Origin of the sequence: Mesorhizobium sp. J18 (assembly GCF_007829525.1) — a bacterium.
Classification (GTDB): domain Bacteria; phylum Pseudomonadota; class Alphaproteobacteria; order Rhizobiales; family Rhizobiaceae; genus VLJP01.
On the sequence record NZ_VLJP01000011.1, the window covers coordinates 1 to 18,028 of the forward strand.

An 18,028-nucleotide genomic window follows, 5' to 3' on the forward strand; every position below is an offset into this window, starting at 1 on the left:
AACGCCCGCTTCCGCGATGAAATGCTGAATGGAGAAGTCTTCTACAGCCTCCGCGAGGCACAAATACTGATCGAGCAATGGAGGAAGCACTACAACACGAAACGACCACACAGCGCATTGGGCTAYCSCCCGCCAGCCCCGGAAACCATCCTTCCGATGGACCAAAGACCGGCGATGCACTAACTTTTAAAATGGACCACTCAAGTGGGGCTGATCAGTCAGCGGCTCTGTAGTGCTTTCGAGTCTGATCTTCCCTGGCACCCGAAATCGCGGCCGCGCGCGTCGCCAATGCTTCCAGGATGGCGCTATATGCGGCTGCCCACAAATTCGCACCAGCCGCATGCCCCTCTGTAGGCAGGGCAAGTATCGGCTCGCCGGGACCAGTCTCCATGACCTGGCACCAGACCACCGGCACTCCCGTTGGCGAGGGGACCTGCCAGAGCGCGACGGACAATCCATTCGTGCGCGCGAGTTCGAGAAGCCGCTGCACGTCCTCATCCGGCGGCGTCGCAAATGAGAGACGCATCCTTTCGAAGAAGCCGTGGGTGACAAAGGCCCGAGCCATGGCATCGCGTTCGATGCATTCGAGCAGCCCGTGCAAGAATGCGTAAGCTTTGCTGCTGTGACAGGCGAGCCCCGTCGTGCTGCGGTGAAAGATGCCGTCACCGATCGGGGGCGGATCGGTATAGCAGGTATGGACAAGTTCGAACGGTACCGGATGCGGCGAATTCGACGAAACGTCGATGCCAATGATCCAGGGAATCCTGACAGTGCGCCAGACATCCCGGCATTCGGGCAGAACATGATTTTCGAACAGGCCGGTGGGAACAGCGAGATCCTCGGCACTGGCAAAAAAGAGCCGCTCGGCGCTCACCTTCTCCGAGTAGAAGCGTTCAAGCGACTCCATGACGGCCCCGACAGCGGCTGTCTCCCTGCACAGGCCACGCCCAAGGGCCGTCACTTCCGAAAATGCCGCTGGCCGGATGGCCTGGATTACCGGCAAACCGATACGGTCGAGCCCGGTCAGATCCGCCAGCCGCGTGATCCCGCATCTTGCGCAAAGAGGCAAAAGCTGCGCCATCAAGCCTTTAAGATCGGTTCGGTGCGATAAGTCACGCAATGGCACCGAACCGGCCGCAGACAATGCAGCAGCCAGCTTGCTCAAACGGGGCTCCAATTTTCAATTCCGATTTGAGAGTTCGACGCCGAAACCAAATCCTCGGGCCGATCGGATCGTGCGGTCAAGGAGGGCTCGCGCGCCCTGCTCTGTCGCAGTGACCATGGCGAGCCTCAAATCCTGAGCGACGAGGTCAGAATCCATTTTGGCCTGGACACGAAGTTCCGCCCGGCAACGATAAAGCTCCGCCAGCCAATAACTGTGACCTGTCTCGTTACCCTGGCTGATGGCCTCGGTTACGGCAATGATGCCCGCATCCGGCTTGCCCTGGAGACCGAGGATCGTTGCCTGCATGTACAGATAGATCGGCAGGTCCACTATCGAGCCCAACTGCTTCAGGATTCCGAGCCCTGTGATGAACATCTCGTGACCGGTCGCGAGATCCTGCAGTCGTGCCTTGGCCCAGCCGCCGAACAGCAGGGAAAGGCCTGTGAGGAATTCCATTTCATGTTTGGCTGCAAAGTCTCTCATGCGCTTGGAAATGTGCACAAGACGGCTGAAGTCTTCGCGATAGAATGCCGAGACCGCCTCCGTATCGAACGCATGCGCCCTGCTCGGAAGGTGCCCGATGTCATCGATGAAGGCGAGCATCTCCGCCAGAGCAGCGTCGGAGGCTTCGCTTTGGCCCGTCAGCCAGAGTGACAATGCTTTCTGTCCCAAACCGCATACTTTCGCATCATGGCCGCCGAACAGAGCGCGGTTCGTCTGCGCCCGCGTGGCGTCATAGAGCGCCAGCCCTTTCTCGATCGCCAGCAGGGTCTCCCGATGGCGCCCCAGATTGAAGTCGATGGCCCAGATGCAATGGTTGATTTGCAGCTGGATTTCGGGATCTTTCAGTTCTGCAAGCATCTCCTGTACCCGCAAGGCACGATCGTGCATGACGCGGAAATCCGATCCGGTGTACCACCAACCCCAGAATATCGGGAAATGGTCACCGAGTTCGGCGCCGGGCCGCCGGCGGGCGATATCGACGCCACGATCATAGAGCTGCTGAGCGCGTCGGTCACGAGGGCCGAACTGACTGGTCAACAGAGGGCCGAGGGCAGCCACTATTTCCAGATGGAGACGCTCACGCGCATCAACATCGTCGATATGATCCGTAAGCTCGAGGGCGTGGGAAAGGGATGATCTGGCTTCGGCGATGGCAGAACGCGCCGCGCTGTCCCGTCCCGCTTTGGCGAGGATCTTCGCAGCAATGCGATAATTGCCGGCTCTTTCGGCATGCCATGCAAGATCCACATCCATGGTGGGCCAATCGTCATAAGGCTGATCCTCCAGCCATTTGAACATCCGCCAATGCAGGACGCGCCGATCCGCATCCCGGAGCGAACTGTAGGCAGCCTCCCGTAGCAGCGAATGACGAAATTCATACTCGGCTTCCGGCGGCGGCCATATCTGCCTCAGGATGTTGTTCTCAACCAATTGCTGTAAAAGCTCAGGCAGACTCTCCGCTGGAAGCAGATCGCCAGCCACTTCCTCCAGCATGGAAAGATCGAAGCTGCGGCCAATCACCGAAGCGACCTGGGCTACCTTGCGCCCTTCCCCCAGGAAGGTCATGCGCGAAAGCAGCAGGTCGTTGAGCGGCATTGTGGGATCGTTCAAAGTGTCCTTTCGCAATGCCGGGCTGGGACCTACAACCCGTTCCATCCGAAGGCGCCACAGAACCAACTCCTCCAGGTACAGAGGAATTCCTTCGCTGAGGGCCGCAAGAAAGGCAACCTGATCGGGCGTTGGCCGGTCCTCGGCCACCATCTCCCAAAGAGCCGTTGCAAGCGCCTGTGTTTCTGCGCGGTCCAGCCGCCGCAGGGTCAGATCAAGCGTGTTGCTCTCGTCAGAAATTGCCCGAAGCGCATCATCGCGAGTCGTCAGAACAATCAGGAGCGGCTTGTTGGCAATCCATTTTGCCAGGGCCTCTAACTCGGTCAGGGTGGATGGATCGGCCCAATGTATGTCCTCGATAATGACACATAGCGGCCCCCGGCGGACCCGCGCAGTGATCATCGATTGTATGGCCTGCCGGGTGTGCCGCAAGGCTTCCTTCGCCGACAAGGGCGAATTGTCATCGGATACGGCAACAAGGCCGCTGGCGAAGCCGAGATGTTCTATTTCGTCAGGGCTGGAAGCACCCAGGCGGCGAGCTGCTCTGGCAAACACCGCATCGGGTTGCTGTAGCCACCGCCGTCGGCCGACGAACAAGTTGGCGATGGGCGAGAATGCCGTGCGCTCGCCGCCGGGCGTGCATTGCAGAAGCCAAGGCCGCAGACTGGAGGCCTTGAGCCGGCCGCGCAGATCGTAAAGCAATCGCGATTTGCCGATGCCCGGGCTGCCACGGATGATCGCGATCTGCCCATGTCCGGCTTGTGCGTCGGACCAGCGGCTGATCAACATATCCAGCTCGCTGCGCCGGCCGGTGATGGGGAGGATGCGCTGACGCCGGGCTTCGAAACGATCCTGGGGACGGCGAGGCGTGACCAATTGCCAGACCGGTTCGGCTCCATTTCCCTCCGTGTAAGGATTGAATTTGAAGTAGCTGCTTACGCGGTTGCGAAGATTGTCGCTGACCAGGATTCCTGGATCAGATGCCTCCAAGCATATTCTGCGGGCGTTCAGTTCCGCGCAACCGACCACTTTCGGTCCGGCGGCATCTCCCTTCCCTGTCGAGAATACGAGCGACAGACTGCTGTCCAGAGCAGTCCTGAGCGCGAACCGGTGGTTGGGACGGCCGGACCATCGGAAATTGGCGATCGCTTCGCTGAGTTCGTTGGCCGCAGTGACGGCGTCGCTGGCATAGTCCTCCGATACACAGTCCACCCCGAAAAAAATGGTTCCCCGATCAAGGGCAGCGCCTCCCATCACCCCCAGCCATTCCTCCGCGATAGTTCGCACGATCCTGTCAAGCTCGGAGATGAGATTGGTCAGGCTTTCGGGGTCCAGGTGTTTGGCTATTTCGGCAACCCCGACTATTTCGTAACTGAGCGCTACGACCATGCGCTGCTCAATCAGGGCCTCGGGTTCCCCATGCACCGCAGGCGCAGGGGATAGCGATGTGGCACTAGTCGCTTCCGGCGGAAGCACCTGGGGCGGTACGGCGGGCGCCCCCGAATCCTTAGTCACCCGCTCTATGACAGCCATGGTTGCCGGAGAGGGCGACACACCCAACGAGCTCTCGAACAATTCCAGCATCGCACGTGCATGCCGCATCGCCTCTCCACGCCGGTTCGAGGCGAGCAGGGCGTTCAGCAGGGCCCGGTGCGCCTCCTCGGCCAGGTCGTCCAGAAGGACCGCACGCCGCGCTTCCTGTATGGCAGCGTCCAGATCACCGGCTGCAAGCGAACTGTCTGAAAGCTTGACGAAGGCCTCAAGCGCACGGGCACGATACCATCTACGCTGATCGGATACCCACTGTTCCGCCTCGCCATCGCGAATGCGGATGTCACTGAGGAAATCGCCGCTGTACAGGTCTGCCGCAGCGTGAAGGGACTGCGGATCTCCATCCCTCAGCAGTCTTTTGAATTCCAATGCGTCCACTTTGATCAGATCGGGCTCAAGGCGAACCTCTTCACGATGCGCTACAAGTACGGGCTCTTCGGCAAATTGCTTTCTTAGCTGGCTGAGCGCGGTACGAAGATTTTGGCTCGCTCCGCCGTCACCGCGCCCTCCCCACAGGCGTTCCGCCAAGACATCCCTGTTGCAGCTATTGGGTAACGCAAGAGCCAGCGTGGCCAGCAAGCAGCGCTGCTTGGCGGACCCGATTTGAACCTGCACACCGTCATGCAGCAATTCGAAGCCCCCCAGCACACGCAGACTATAACTCATGGCGTGTGACCCGGACGGGTTAACGGAGACGCCGGTAAAGTGCCAGAAAGCATGTGCTTTCCCCGAAACTGCGGCCGCCCTCAAGGCGCCAGTTGGCCAGCCTGCGGCCAAGCCAGGCGGCTCGTTATGGACATTTTAGCACAAATGTCTGCCGGCCGCCCTCGGCAAAAAGGTCAACCGCCCGCAGCAAAAGCCACAAGTATCGGATTCCGGTCGGCTTTCGCTTTCACGCCGAGACGACGCGCAATTCACGTTCGCTTTTTGGGGCAATGGTCCTGTCGGGGCACGTTGAGCATTCCGGTTCAACGCCAACAAGCAGGGAACTGAAACATGAAGAAAAATATGAAGCTCGCTATGGCAGCACTGCTGCTGCCCCTGAGCCTTACCGCGATCGCCTCGGCCCAGGAGGCTCCCGTCCTCATCGGCAACTACTCCGCCAATATCGAAGGCGCTGTCAATCCGATGGGGGAAGCCAAGCCGGTGACAACGTCCACCTGGACACGATCCTTCGGCTTCGCTCAGCCGACAAAGGACAAGACTCTGGTCGGCAACTACTCCGCGAATGTGCGGATGGATGACATTCGCGGCAGATAAAACGCCATTGGGGGGCCAGCAGCCTTGGCTGCGAAGCACTGTCCGGGCACCATGCCCGGGCAGTGCAATTGTTTGATGGAGAGGATGAGCATAGCCACATCAGATCATCATCTGCCGCCTCCGAGGATCGCATCGTTCCCGAACCCTTTGCGAAGCTCCATATCGAGGGTATCAAGCCGTCACAGGAGACAAACCGCGTTCAGCAGCACCTGCCTGTGAAATGAGCTTTGAGGGAGACGGCATTGACCGAAAAAGTGAAAATCCTGGTCGTCGGGCTCGGCAATATGGGAGCCTCGCATGCCAGCGCCTATCACAGGCTGGAAGGTTTCGAGATCGTCGGCATCATGAGCCGCTCGATAAAGAGCAGGAAGATTCCGGAGGATCTTGCAGGCTATCCGCTTTTCGAGGATTTCGACGAGGCGCTGGCGCAGACTAAGCCCGACGCTGTGTCCATCAACTCCTGGCCGAACACCCATGCGGAATATGCGCTGAAAGCGATCGAGGCAAACTGTCACGTCTTCATGGAAAAGCCGATCGCAACCAATATCAAGGATGCGGAGAAGGTCGTCGCGGCGGCCAAAGCAAAAAACCGCAAGCTGGTGCTCGGCTATATCCTGCGCGTCCATCCCTCATGGATCAAGTTCATCGAGGTTGGCAAGACGCTCGGCAAGCCTCTGGTCATGCGGTTGAACCTGAACCAGCAGAGCAGCGGTCAAGCTTGGCACTGGCACAAGAACCTGATCGATTCACTGATCCCTATCGTGGATTGCGGCGTGCATTATGTTGATGTGATGTGCCAGCTCACCGGCGCAAAACCGGTCCGTGTGCATGGCATCGGCGCCAAGCTCTGGGCGGAAGCTGCTAAGCAGAACTATGGCCATCTCCATGTCACCTTCGATGACGGTTCGGTCGGCTGGTATGAAGCCGGCTGGGGTCCGATGATGAGCGAGACCGCCTATTTCGTGAAGGACGTGATCGGCCCGAACGGCGCCGTGTCAATCGTCGCCGATCAATCCGGGAGCGAGAGCAAGGACGCGGAAGAGGTTTCGGATTCAGCCGATATCGACCGCCACACCAAGACCGACGCGCTGAAGATCCACTACGCACAGGTCGATGCCGACAGGAATTTCGCCAAGCCGGACGAGATACTGAGCATGGAAGACGAGCCTGGTCACCAGGAACTTTGCGATCGCGAGCAGGAATTCTTTTTGCGCGCCATCCGGGAAGACCTCGACCTTTCCGAATCCATGGAGGCGGCGGTCAACAGCCTGCGCATCGTGCTGGCTGCGGAACAGAGCATCGAGCAGCAGCGGTCCATCGAACTGAGCTGACGCCTTTTGCAAGCTGTCCCTGGAATGGTCGAAAGATACGGTTGCCGCCCAAGCGGAACCTCAAGCCACTTCAACCCATCTCCCTTCCCTGAAAGAACGGGCCATGGCGTGGATTGTGCGTTCGATCCTGATGCCATCCTCGAAATCGATCACGGTCGTCTCCTCTCCAAGCATTAGGCCGACAAGCTGACGGCATTCGACAACCTTCAGATCGTTGAAGCCGAGGCCATGACCTGGCGCGGGGATGAAGCGGTCATAGGGCGGGTGGTGCGGTGCGGCGAGCACGGTGCGGAAGCCCTGCTCCGTTGTCCGGTCGGCCGTGAGATAGAGGCGGAATTCATTCATGCGTTCCTGATCGTAGAGGATCGAACCCTCGGAGCCGAATATCTGTAGCGTCAGCCTGCCCTTGCGCCCCCAGGCGGCGCGATTGAGTGCAATCACACCCGAAGCTCCGTTTTCAAGCCGCATCAGGATGGTAGCGATGTCGAAAACCTCGACGGGGCGCGTTTCGTCTCCCGCCGTCTTCCGGCTCTGATAGGGCTTTGCCATATCGCACATGACGCGGGCGACGCCGCCTAGCAGCATGTGGATGAGCGACAGCGGATGTACGCCGAAATCGTCGATCGCGCCGTATCCCGACGAAGCTTCGTGACGATACATGAAGGGAGCAGCCGCATCGGCCATGAAATCCTCGTCCATCTCGACACGGAGATGGTTGACCGCTCCGATTGCACCCTCGTCGAGGAGCCTGCGAATATGCCGGATGACCGGGTTCTGGATATAGTTATATCCGAGGATTGCCACTTTCCCGGAAGCGCGGGCGGCTGCAAGCATGGCCTCGGCGTCCGCAGGCTCCGGCGCCATGGGTTTCTCGCACCAGACATGTTTGCCCGCCTCCAGCGCGGCAATCGCCATCTCGGCATGGAACCTGTTGGGCGTGGTGATCGATACTATGTCGACTTCCGGATCCTCGACGACCCGCCGCCAGTCACCGGAAGCGCGGCTGAAGCCGAATTCCGCCGCCTTGGCGCGCGCCAATTCGTCGGTTGCCTCGCCGAGATGGACCAGCCGGATTTCAGGCACATCGGCGAAGACCGGTTTGACCGCATTCCAGGCCAGCGCATGGCACTTGCCCATATATCCTGTGCCGATCAGGCCGACATTGATTGATTTCATACCAGTCATTCCAAAAAGAGGGGCGGCCATGCCGCCCCAAGTCGTTCGGCGGCAAGCACCTGCCTCCGGGAAGGATTTCTGTCACACCGTTCCGCCAAGCTCGCTGGACAGCTCGGCCAGTTCTTTTCCGCCGGCCATCATATTCTGCAACTGGTCGGCAGTGATCTCGCCGCGCGCCGCGGTACCGAGCGTCTTGCCGCGATTTAGGACTGTAAAACGATCGCCAACAGCCATGGCATGGCGCACATTGTGGGTGATAAAGACAACACCCAGCCCCTTCCTGCGCACCATATCGATGTATTTCAGCACCATGGAGGTCTGACGCACGCCAAGCGCCGAGGTCGGCTCATCAAGAATTAGCACCTTGGCGCCGAAATAAACCGCTCTGCTGATGGCTACGCATTGCCGCTCGCCCCCGGACAGGGTGCCGACCGCCTGGCCGGGATCGCGCACGTCGATGCCGATGCGCTTCATTTCCTCCCGGGTGACGCGGTCGCAAAAGGCGAAATCTACATGGCGGAACGGCCAGATGCCTTTCACCGGCTCGCGGCCCATGAAGAAGTTGCGGGTGATCGACATCAGCGGGATCATCGCCAGGTCCTGGTATACCGTGGCGATCCCGGCATCGAGGGCCTCGCGGGGGCTGGAGAAGGTCACCGGCTTCCCCTCGATGAACATCTGCCCCTTTGTCGGCTGGTGGACGCCTGCCATGGTCTTGATGAAGGTCGACTTGCCGGCGCCATTGTCGCCGAGCAGACAATGCACCTCGCCCGCATGGATCGAGACGGAGACGCCGGCCAGCGCAATGACGGAGCCGAAATGCTTCTCGATATCGCGCATTTCCACGAGCGGTGCCGTCATCACCGTTCTCCCGTTACGCGCTTGCGGATGATATTGTTGAAGAAAACGGCCATCAGCAGCATGCCGCCAAGGAATACGAGATACCAGTCCTGGTCGATGGTGGTGTAGGTGAGCCCGATCAGCACCATGCCGAATATGATGGCTCCAAGCGCTGCTCCGATGACGGAACCGTAACCGCCCGTCAGAAGACAGCCGCCGATGACCGCCGCGATTATGGCTTCGAATTCCTTCTGGAAACCGCGACGGGCGTCGGTGGAGCCGGAGTCGAGAACTGTAAGGATGGCGACCAGCGCGGCACAGGCGGCAGTAATCATGAAAAGCGAGGTCTTGACCCGGTGCACCGGCACACCCGAATTGCGTGCGGCCTCGGGATCGCCGCCGGAAGCAAAGATCCAGTTTCCGTAACGGGTCCGCGTCAGCACATAGGCAGCAAGGACGGCAAGAACGGCAAACCACAATATCTCCACGGGAATGCCGGTTACTTTGGGCTGGCCATTGGGAAATTTGGAGATCCAGTCATTGGCTGCGAGCCAGGCGAACAATCCCTCAAAAGCCTCGCCCGAGAAAAGTTCAAAGACGATCTCCCCCACTGCCGAGTCCTGCGCGGCCTCGCGGACACCGCGAAGCTGGGTGGCGCCGCCGGTAGCCCATTTCAGCCCGACCAGCGACAAGCCGCGCAGTATGAACAGGAACGCCAGCGTAACGATGAAGCTCGGCAGGCCGGTATGGATGACGATCTGGCCGTTTGCGAAGCCCATCGCGGCGGCAAAAAGCAGGGTTGTTAGGATGGCCACCGGCAGCGGCAACCCGAAGGTCACCACACATGCGGCGAAGATCAGGCCGGCAAAGGCGACCATGGAGCCGACCGACAGGTCGAATTCACCGCCAACCATGAGAAGGGCGGCCCCGATCGCCAATATGCCGAGCTGGGCCGCAGGTGCCATGAAGTTCATGATGCCGGAAAGCTCGAACATCACGGGATTGGCCATGACGAAGAAGAATATGATGACGAGGATGACGCCCATGGCCGCGCCCAGTTCAGGCCGGCGCATCAGGCGGGTGGCGAGCGAGCTGTGCTTCAGCCGCTCATCCTTGGCCTGTTCGATGATGGCGTCCTGTTTCGACATCACAATCCCTCCTTCGGCCTCCAGTCAGGCCGAAGGCGATGTGTCACCGCCTAGCGGATGCCCTTCGAAGATAGATCGATCACCTGTGCGGCCTTCTCCTTGGTGACGAGGTTCGGGCCCGAAGGTACGTTGCCGCCTGGCACCAGGCCGTATTTCGCATTGAGCGCCAGGAACGTAACCGGCAAATAGCCCTGCAGATATTGCTGCTGATCGATGGCAAAGGCGGCATTGCCGTCGGCTACAGCCTGCAGGAAATTGGCGGAGAGATCGAAGGAGGCGATATTCACCTCGCCTTCCATGCCGGATTCGCTGACAGCCGTCACAGTGGGCTCGCCGGCAAGCGAGGCGCTGAGAGTCATGATGGTGTCGATCTCCGGATCTGATGCCAGTGCCGCCTTCACCTTGGACAGAATCTCGGCGGGGTCGTTGCTCGCCGGCAATACCGTCAGCTCACCTCCAAAGCCTTCTGCAAAGCCCTTGCAACGCAAGTCGAGCGAAACATTGCCGACCTCATGATTGACGCACAGGCCCTTGTCGCCCCCCATCTCCTTCAGCTTCTCGCCGCCGGCCTTGCCGGCATCATATTCGTCCTGGCCGACATGGAGCAGTGTTCCCAGGTCTTTCGACACGTCGGAGCCGGAATTCATGGAAATGACAGGGATACCGGCGGCAACAGCCTTTTCGATGGATGGACCGAGCGCGTCGGCATCGGGAATGGAAACAACGAGACCGTCGGGGCTCTGGTTCACTGCTGCGTCAATGAGCTGGCCCATCGCCACCATGTCGAAGGTCTCCGGCGCCCGGTAATCGACGGTGACGCCCATATCCTCCGCCGCCTGGCTGACGCCGTTCTTGACGACCGACCAGAACGGATCGGAGGCCTGGCCATGGCTGACGACGATGATGTTGACGTCCTCCTGCGCCTGCGCAGTCGTTACAGCGCCCATGATCGCGGTCGCAGCGAATAAAGCCCTCAATGTGTGTCTCATTGCAAATTCCTCCCGATGGCTGACGCAGGCATTGGGCATTCCTCCGGCCCGATCCTGTCGCGCGACGAAACGGAATAAAAAGATCATTTAAAATCGTCGCTGGAATATTTATTCCATTTCTGGCATGCTGCGTCAAGCATTGATTTTCGCCACCGAATGACCAAAGCCAGGCTCCGCTGGCGTTGAGAAAGGATCAAACTGGATGGATGCCGAAGACCGCATGGAGCGGGCGCCACGTGATTTCGAGGCGTTGAGAGGGCTGATCCTCAACCGCCGCAAGGAACTGCCGAAGCGGCTTGCGCAAGTGGCGGTCTATGCCCTCGACCATCCCGAAGAGGTAGCCTTCGGTACCGCCGCCAGCATAGCGCAGGCGGCCGATGTGCAGCCTTCGACGCTGGTGCGCTTCGCCCAGCATCTCGGCTTCGATGGCTTTTCCGACCTGCAGGGTATCTTCCGCAACCGGCTCAAGGAACGCACCGGCAATTACGAGGAGCGGCTGGCAACGATCCGGGCGACGACAAAACAGGGCTCAGAGGACATAGCCATCCTCAACGGTTTTCTCGGCGCGGCGAGCCAGTCGATCGATAAACTGGTGCAGACGGTGAATCCGCTACGCTTCGAGCGCGCGACGGCCCTGCTGGCCGATGCCGAAACCATCTATCTGATCGCCCGACGCCGCTCCTATCCGATCGCCGCCTATCTGGCCTATGCTTTCGGCAAGATGAAGCTGCGCTACGTCCTGACCGGCTCCATGGCCGGTCTTGACCCGGAAATGCTTGCCATGGCCACCGAACGTGATGCCGCCATTGCCGTCTCTTTCTCGCCATATGCGCCTTCGACCATTGAACAGGCACGCCAACTCGGCGCTCTTGGCGTCCCCGTGGTGTCGATCACCGACAACGCCTTCTCGCCGCTTGCAGAATGTGCGGAGGAATGGCTGGAGGTGGCAGAGGCAGACTTCGCCGGCTTCCGCTCCCTCTCCGCCAGCATGGCGCTATGCATGGCACTGTCCGTCGCCGTTGCCGAGCGCCGACGTCGCCATGCCGCGCAAGGGTGAAACTGCCGCCGTGGAGCTTCAGGCGAGTCTGGCCGGCCGGCCGGAAAAGCAAGCTTCCGTAGCCGCATCCGCAAGAATTTGTGCTTTCAGGCCGTCCTCCCCGTCAGGCGACGGACTGGCTCCTTTTTCCACCACATCGATAAAAGCGTCGAGTTCACGCCGATAGGCGTCGGCATAGCGCTCCAGGAAGAAGTTTTGCACCGGATCGGCGGTTATCCCTTGGGCATTGGCGAAGCGTACCGTCGTCTCGTGCATGTTGCCCGCCGAAAGCATGCCCTCCGACCCATGCACCTCGATGCGCTGATCATAGCCGTAGGTCGCACGGCGAGAATTGGATATCTGGCACAGCTTGCCGGAAGCGGTTTTCAGCATCACGACAGCCGTGTCGACGTCACCCGCTTCGCCGATCATCGGATCGACGAGGGCCGAACCCATGGCCTGTACCTCGACCACCTCCTCGCCAAGGAGGAAACGCGCCATATCCAGGTCATGGATCATCATGTCGCGAAACAAACCCCCGGAGCGTTGGATATAGGCGACCGGCGGCGGTGCCGGATCCCGCGACAGGATGGTGACCAGTTCAACCTCGCCGGCGGCACCTTCCTCCAGCCGCCTGCGCAGCGCGGCGAAATTCGGATCGAAGCGGCGATTGAACCCGATCATGAGCGGCACACCGGCTTTTTTCACGCGGGCCAGCGTCTGGCGGATACGGTCGGCGCTCATATCCACCGGCTTTTCGCACAGTACGGCCTTCCCGGCTTCGGCGGCCTGCTCGATCAGATCGGCATGGGTGTCGGTGGGCGTGGCAATCAGCACGGCATCCACTGCCGGATCGGCAAATATCTCATCCGCTGCCCGCCCCGGAGCTCCCGTCGCCTGAGCCAGTTTCTCCGCATTTTCCGGCAGGGGGTCGGCGATTGCCGCCAGCCGGGCCCGTCCTGAAGCGGCAATGTTCCTGCCGTGGATCTGGCCAATACGGCCGGCGCCGAGCAGGGCGATCGAAATCATATGACTTGTTCCTTATGGATGGGAGCAAAACAGAATAAATATTCTACATTGACTGTCAAATGGAATTTGTGTTTCACTTATTTTCGCATCAGAATGGACGCTCGCACCGCAATGCCGCGATGATCGCCAGGAGGACCACCGTGAGCCAGACACAGGGGGAGGGTAGCCGGCTCGACGTTATCACCATGGGTCGCGCCTCGGTCGATCTCTACGGCCAGCAGGTCGGCACGCGGCTGGAGGACGTGGCGAGCTTTGCCAAATCGGTGGGTGGCTGCCCCGCCAACATAGCCATCGGCGCGGCAAGACTTGGCTTGCGCTCGGCCCTTCTCTCGCGCGTCGGAGACGAGCAGATGGGTCGCTTCATACGGCAGCAGATGACCCGCGAGGGCGTTTGCGTGGACGGGCTGAGAACCGACCGCGAACGGCTGACCGCACTAGCGATCCTGTCGGTGGAGAACGACCGGAGCTTTCCACTGCTCTTCTATCGTGAAAACTGCGCCGATATGGCTTTAGATGAAGGGGACGTCGATCCCGCTTTCATTGGCAGGGCGGGCGCGCTGGTGGTGACGGGCACGCATTTCTCCGCGCCGGGAACCGAAGCCGCCCAGCGCAAGGCTATGCGGCTGATGAAGGAGGCCGGTGGCAAGGTGGTGCTCGACATCGACTACCGGCCCAATCTCTGGGGGCTTGCCGGCCATGCTGCCGGCGACAGCCGTTATATCGCGTCGGAGGCTGTTTCGGCCAAAATGAAGACAGTGCTTTCCGGTTGCGATCTGATCGTCGGAACTGAGGAAGAAGTGCTGATCGCCTCGGGCGAAAGGGAGCTGTTGCCGGCCCTCAGAACAATCCGATCCCTTACAAGCGCAACCGTCGTCCTGAAACGCGGGCCGATGGGCTGCATCGTCTATGATGGTCCTATTCCGGACGACTTGGAGAGGGGCGTCGTCGGCAAGGGTTTTCCAATCGAAGTCTACAATGTCCTGGGCGCGGGCGATGCTTTCATGTCCGGTTTCCTGCGCGGCTGGCTGGCCGGCGAAGAACTGGCGACATGCGCCACTTGGGCCAATGCCTGCGGCGCTTTTGCGGTGTCGCGCCTTCTTTGCTCGCCCGAGATCCCGACCTTCGAGGAACTGCAGTATTTCCTCAAAAATGGCAGTCGCGAGCATGCACTCCGCAAGGACGAGGCTATCAGCCATATCCATTGGGTGACCACCCGCCGGCGCGACATCCCTTCGCTGATGGCCTTCGCCGTGGACCATCGCATGCAGTTGGAGGACACAGCGCGCAGAGCCGGTGTCGATCCATCGCGAATTGGCGACTTCAAGGTGTTGGCGGTCAAGGCCGCCGCCCAGGTCGCGGCCGGTCGCGACGGTTTCGGCATGCTGATCGACGAGAAATATGGTCGCGAGGCGATGTTCGAATTCGCCCGTAACGACTTCGCATGGCTCGGCCGGCCGGTCGAGCAACCGGGCTCGCGGCCGCTGCGCTTCGAATTCTCGCAGGATATAGGCTCGCAACTCATCGAATGGCCGGTGGATCATTGCATCAAGTGCCTGTGCTTCTACCATCCGGATGATCCCGAACCGCTCAAGCATGAGCAGCAGGAGAAGCTGCGCGCCTTGTTCGACGCGGCGCGCACGGTCGGCCGAGAGCTGTTGATCGAGATCATAGCTGGCAAACATGGAAAGCTCGGCGAGAATACCGTCGGCCGCGCCCTGGAGGAGCTTTACGCCCTTGGCATCAGGCCGGATTGGTGGAAGCTGGAACCGCAGGCCTCGCCGGCAGCATGGCAAAAGATCGAAGAAGTGATAGCGACCCACGATCCGTGGTGCCGGGGCGTGGTATTGCTGGGGCTGGAGGCGCCGCAGGACGAACTTGAGACCGTCTTTGCCGCGACCGCCAAGACACCGATAGTGAAAGGCTTTGCGGTCGGCCGCACGATCTTCGCCGAAGCGGCCGAGAAATGGCTTGCGGGAACGATCACGGATGAGGATGCCGTGGCCGATATGGCCGCCCGGTTTGGCAGGCTGGCCGATGCATGGCTCGCCGCCCGCGAAAACCCGAGAAGATGAATGAGCGGGGAGGAAACGAATTTGACCAAGACCATACGCCTTACCATGGCGCAGGCGCTCGCCCGCTTCCTGACCCGTCAGATGACGGAGATGGAGGGCGAGAAACTGCCGCTTTTCGGCGGCGTTTGGGCAATCTTTGGTCACGGCAATGTGGCGGGACTCGGCGAGGCGCTCTATCAGGTGCGCGAGGAGCTTCCCACCTATCGCGCCCATAACGAACAGGCGATGGCGCATGCAGCGATCGCCTATGCCAAGGCGCATTTCCGCCGGCGCATGATGGCCGCCACCACCTCTATCGGTCCCGGCGCGGTGAATATGGTCACCGCGGCGGCGCTGGCTCATGTCAACCGTCTGCCGGTGCTCCTGCTTCCCGGCGACGTCTTCGCAAGCCGCTTCCCCGACCCGGTGTTGCAACAGGTGGAGGATTTCGGTGACGGCACTATATCGGCCAATGACTGCTTCCGTCCGATCTCGCGCTATTTCGACCGAATCACCCGACCGGAGCAGATCGTGCCGGCACTCAACCGTGCCATGCAGGTGCTGACCGATCCAGCCGAATGTGGTCCGGTGACACTGGCACTCTGCCAGGATGTGCAAGCGGAGGCCTTTGACTATCCGGAAAGCTTCTTTGCCGAACGATTCTGGCTGCCGCGACGCCCACGGCCCGATCTGGGCGAGACCGAGGCCGCCGCTATAGCTCTCAGAAGGGCGAAGAAACCGCTGATCGTCGCCGGCGGCGGCGTGCTCTATTCACAGGCCTCTCCCCTTCTGGCCGAATTCGCTGAAGCGACCGGCATCCCGGTCTGCGAGACGCAAGGCGGAAAGTCTTCCCTGCCCGACGACCATCCGCTCAATATGGGTGCGGTAGGCGTGACCGGCACCTCGGCAGCAAACCGGCTCGCCGAGCAGGCCGACCTGGTGCTTGCTGTAGGTACACGGCTGCAGGACTTCACCACCGGCTCCTGGGCCCTTTTCAAGAACGATGGCAAGACCATTGTCGGTCTCAATGTGCAGCCCTTCGACGCCGGCAAGCACCGCGCCCTGCCTCTGGTCGCAGACGCGCGGGAGGGTCTCGGCGAACTCGCCCAGGCATTGGCCGGCTGGCAGTCGCCGGTGGACTGGACGGCTTATGCGAAGACGGGCAAGGCGGAATGGCGCAAGGATGCTGGCAAGGCAACTGCCGCGACCAATGCCCGGTTGCCATCCGACGCGCAGGTGATCGGAGCCGTCCAACGGACAATGGGCAAGGAAGTCGTCCTGCTGCACGCGGCCGGCGGCCTGCCGGGCGAACTGCACAAGCTCTGGCAGGCCGGCAGCCCCGGCTCTTATCACGCCGAATATGGATTCTCCTGCATGGGCTATGAGATCGCCGGCGGGCTCGGCGCTAAGCTGGCGCGACCGGAGCGCGAAGTCGTCGTCATGCTTGGCGACGGATCTTACCTGATGCTGAATTCAGAGATCGCCACCTCAGTGATGCTGGGGCTCAAGCTTATCATCGTCGTTCTCGACAATCGCGGCTTCGGCTGCATCAACCGCCTGCAGATGGCCACGGGCGGCGCCAGCTTCAACAATCTTCTGAAGGACACGCGACATGAAACGCTGCCCGACATCGACTTCGCGGCACACGCGGCAAGCCTCGGTGCGATAAGCGAAAAGGCCGCTTCAATCGCCGAGCTCGAGACTGCTCTCCAAAAGGCGCGAACCAATGACCGCACCACGGTTGTCGTGATCGAAACAGACCCGCAGGTCGCGACCGATGCCGGCGGCCACTGGTGGGACGTGACCGTTCCCGAAGTAAGCACACGCAGCGAAGTCAAGGCTGCCCGTGACGACTATGAGAAGAAACGGGGTTCGCAGCGGATAGGCGATTGACGCCTTCACTCCCCGTCTGGCCCCTAAAGCGACTTCAGGAGAAGAAAAATGATCCGCATCGGGGTGAACCCCATCGGCTGGTCGAATGACGACATGCCGGAGATCGGCGGAAATATCCCGCTGGAAACCTGCCTCGAAGAGGCGAGGACCGCCGGTTTTACCGGCATGGAGCTTGGCAACAAGTTCCCGCGCCAGGCAGAGCAGTTACAGCCGATCCTCGTCCGATACGGACATGCATTGGTCGGCGGCTGGTACTCCACTCATCTGCTTACGCGCAACGCGCGCGAGGAATTGCAAGCCGCAAAAGACCACGCTGTCCTGCTGCGGGACATGGGTTCAAAGATATTCATCGCCGCCGAGACATCGAATGCGATCCATTCGCACCGGCAATTGCCGCTCTCCGCAAGGCCTGTTCTGCCGAAGGCAGCGTGGAAAGAGTTCGGCAAACGATGTACCGAATTCGCACGAGCCATAGAGGGCGAATACGGTCTCCGTCTCGTCTATCATCACCATATGGGCACTGTGGTCCAGAACGAGGCCGAGATCGACCGCTTCATGGCGGTCACCGGCGACGCCGTTCACCTGCTGCTCGATACCGGCCATGCCGCCTGGGGCGGCGCGGATCCGGCTCGTTTGGCCCGCCATTACAGTCCGCGTATCGGTCATTTCCACGCCAAGGATGTGCGCGAAGAAGTCATGCTGCAGGCAAATGCAGAAGACTGGTCATTCCTCGATGCGGTTCTGGCGGGCGTCTATACCGTGCCCGGCGATGGCATGATCGACTATGTGCAGGTCTTGCGGGAGCTGAAGGGCTATTCCGGCTGGGCGGTAGTCGAGGCCGAGCAAGACCCGGAAAAGGCCAACCCCGCCCGATATGCGGAACTCGGCTACCGGAACCTCTCAGCCTGTCTAAAGGAGGCGGGATTCGAGATCGCCTAGCACCGCGAC

13 protein-coding genes and 1 pseudogene are annotated in these 18,028 nt (G+C 60.6%); 7 read left to right on the forward strand and 7 right to left on the reverse strand.

Features of this window, described 5'->3' with window-relative positions:
* Positions 1–183: integrase core domain-containing protein (locus L598_RS05630; RefSeq protein WP_144860990.1), on the forward strand; the 183-nt coding region annotated here is incomplete at its 5' end.
* 34 nt (positions 184–217) lie between these two features.
* On the opposite strand, the pseudogene L598_RS05635 reads toward L598_RS05630, so the two are convergent.
* A pseudogene (locus tag L598_RS05635) lies at positions 218–1,126 on the reverse strand (YcaO-like family protein); the annotation flags it as partial.
* A gap of 54 nt (positions 1,127–1,180) precedes the next feature.
* Positions 1,181–4,993 carry an AAA family ATPase gene (locus L598_RS05640; RefSeq protein ID WP_144860992.1) on the reverse strand — a complete coding sequence of 1,271 codons (3,813 nt, stop codon included), beginning with the start codon at positions 4,991–4,993 and terminating at the stop codon, positions 1,181–1,183.
* 330 nt (positions 4,994–5,323) lie between these two features.
* On the opposite strand from L598_RS05640, the gene L598_RS05645 reads away from it, so the two are divergent.
* Positions 5,324–5,587 (forward strand): hypothetical protein, encoded by a 264-nt coding sequence (locus L598_RS05645; protein ID WP_144860993.1) that lies wholly within the window; start codon positions 5,324–5,326, stop codon positions 5,585–5,587.
* Positions 5,588–5,829: 242 nt separating this feature from the next.
* Entirely contained in the window at positions 5,830–6,918 is a 1,089-nt protein-coding gene (locus L598_RS05650; protein ID WP_144860994.1) for a Gfo/Idh/MocA family oxidoreductase, read from the forward strand.
* 60 nt (positions 6,919–6,978) lie between these two features.
* On the opposite strand, the gene L598_RS05655 is transcribed toward L598_RS05650, so the two are convergent.
* The 4 genes from L598_RS05655 to L598_RS05670 form a co-directional block, all read right to left on the reverse strand.
* The gene (locus L598_RS05655; protein ID WP_144860995.1) at positions 6,979–8,094 is read right to left on the reverse strand and encodes a Gfo/Idh/MocA family oxidoreductase; all 1,116 of its coding nucleotides are present in this window, start codon (positions 8,092–8,094) and stop codon (positions 6,979–6,981) included.
* A gap of 81 nt (positions 8,095–8,175) precedes the next feature.
* Positions 8,176–8,955 (reverse strand): ATP-binding cassette domain-containing protein, encoded by a 780-nt coding sequence (locus tag L598_RS05660; protein WP_144860996.1) that lies wholly within the window; start codon positions 8,953–8,955, stop codon positions 8,176–8,178.
* Positions 8,955–10,082 carry an ABC transporter permease gene (locus L598_RS05665; RefSeq protein ID WP_144860997.1) on the reverse strand — a complete coding sequence of 376 codons (1,128 nt, stop codon included), beginning with the start codon at positions 10,080–10,082 and terminating at the stop codon, positions 8,955–8,957. The genes L598_RS05660 and L598_RS05665 overlap by 1 nt, the downstream gene beginning before the upstream one ends.
* Positions 10,083–10,132: 50 nt before the next feature.
* A complete protein-coding gene (locus L598_RS05670) occupies positions 10,133–11,071 on the reverse strand; it encodes a sugar ABC transporter substrate-binding protein (protein WP_144860998.1) in 939 nt (312 codons plus the stop codon).
* A 202-nt stretch (positions 11,072–11,273) separates the two neighbouring features.
* Here L598_RS05670 and L598_RS05675 point away from each other — a divergent pair, with 202 nt between their 5' ends.
* A complete protein-coding gene (locus L598_RS05675; protein WP_144860999.1) occupies positions 11,274–12,128 on the forward strand; it encodes a MurR/RpiR family transcriptional regulator in 855 nt (284 codons plus the stop codon).
* Between the two features lie 18 nt (positions 12,129–12,146).
* Here L598_RS05675 and iolG read toward each other — a convergent pair whose 3' ends face one another.
* The gene (gene iolG / locus L598_RS05680) at positions 12,147–13,136 is read right to left on the reverse strand and encodes an inositol 2-dehydrogenase (protein ID WP_144861000.1); all 990 of its coding nucleotides are present in this window, start codon (positions 13,134–13,136) and stop codon (positions 12,147–12,149) included.
* A 140-nt stretch (positions 13,137–13,276) separates the two neighbouring features.
* On the opposite strand from iolG, the gene iolC reads away from it, so the two are divergent.
* From iolC to iolE, 3 genes are read left to right on the forward strand one after another with little or no spacing between them, the layout of a single operon-like run.
* Positions 13,277–15,208 (forward strand): 5-dehydro-2-deoxygluconokinase, encoded by a 1,932-nt coding sequence (gene iolC, locus L598_RS05685; RefSeq protein ID WP_281407367.1) that lies wholly within the window; start codon positions 13,277–13,279, stop codon positions 15,206–15,208.
* A gap of 21 nt (positions 15,209–15,229) precedes the next feature.
* Complete coding sequence (gene iolD, locus L598_RS05690; RefSeq protein ID WP_144861002.1) at positions 15,230–17,080, forward strand: 3D-(3,5/4)-trihydroxycyclohexane-1,2-dione acylhydrolase (decyclizing); 1,851 nt, start codon at positions 15,230–15,232, stop codon at positions 17,078–17,080.
* Between the two features lie 48 nt (positions 17,081–17,128).
* The gene (gene iolE / locus L598_RS05695) at positions 17,129–18,019 is read left to right on the forward strand and encodes a myo-inosose-2 dehydratase (RefSeq protein ID WP_144861003.1); all 891 of its coding nucleotides are present in this window, start codon (positions 17,129–17,131) and stop codon (positions 18,017–18,019) included.
* Positions 18,020–18,028 lie beyond the last annotated feature (9 nt).

Excerpts from the sequence above, each read along its gene's own strand:
- L598_RS05670 (WP_144860998.1), bottom strand. The coding sequence starts at position 11,071 with ATGAGACACACATTGAGGGCTTTATTCGCTGCGACCGCGATCATGGGC.
- iolG (WP_144861000.1), bottom strand. The coding sequence starts at position 13,136 with ATGATTTCGATCGCCCTGCTCGGCGCCGGCCGTATTGGCCAGATCCAC.
- L598_RS05660 (WP_144860996.1), bottom strand. The coding sequence starts at position 8,955 with ATGACGGCACCGCTCGTGGAAATGCGCGATATCGAGAAGCATTTCGGC.
- L598_RS05675 (WP_144860999.1), top strand. The coding sequence starts at position 11,274 with ATGGATGCCGAAGACCGCATGGAGCGGGCGCCACGTGATTTCGAGGCG.
- L598_RS05640 (WP_144860992.1), bottom strand. The coding sequence starts at position 4,993 with ATGAGTTATAGTCTGCGTGTGCTGGGGGGCTTCGAATTGCTGCATGAC.
- iolE (WP_144861003.1), top strand. The coding sequence starts at position 17,129 with ATGATCCGCATCGGGGTGAACCCCATCGGCTGGTCGAATGACGACATG.
- L598_RS05655 (WP_144860995.1), bottom strand. The coding sequence starts at position 8,094 with ATGAAATCAATCAATGTCGGCCTGATCGGCACAGGATATATGGGCAAG.
- L598_RS05665 (WP_144860997.1), bottom strand. The coding sequence starts at position 10,082 with ATGTCGAAACAGGACGCCATCATCGAACAGGCCAAGGATGAGCGGCTG.
- L598_RS05645 (WP_144860993.1), top strand. The coding sequence starts at position 5,324 with ATGAAGAAAAATATGAAGCTCGCTATGGCAGCACTGCTGCTGCCCCTG.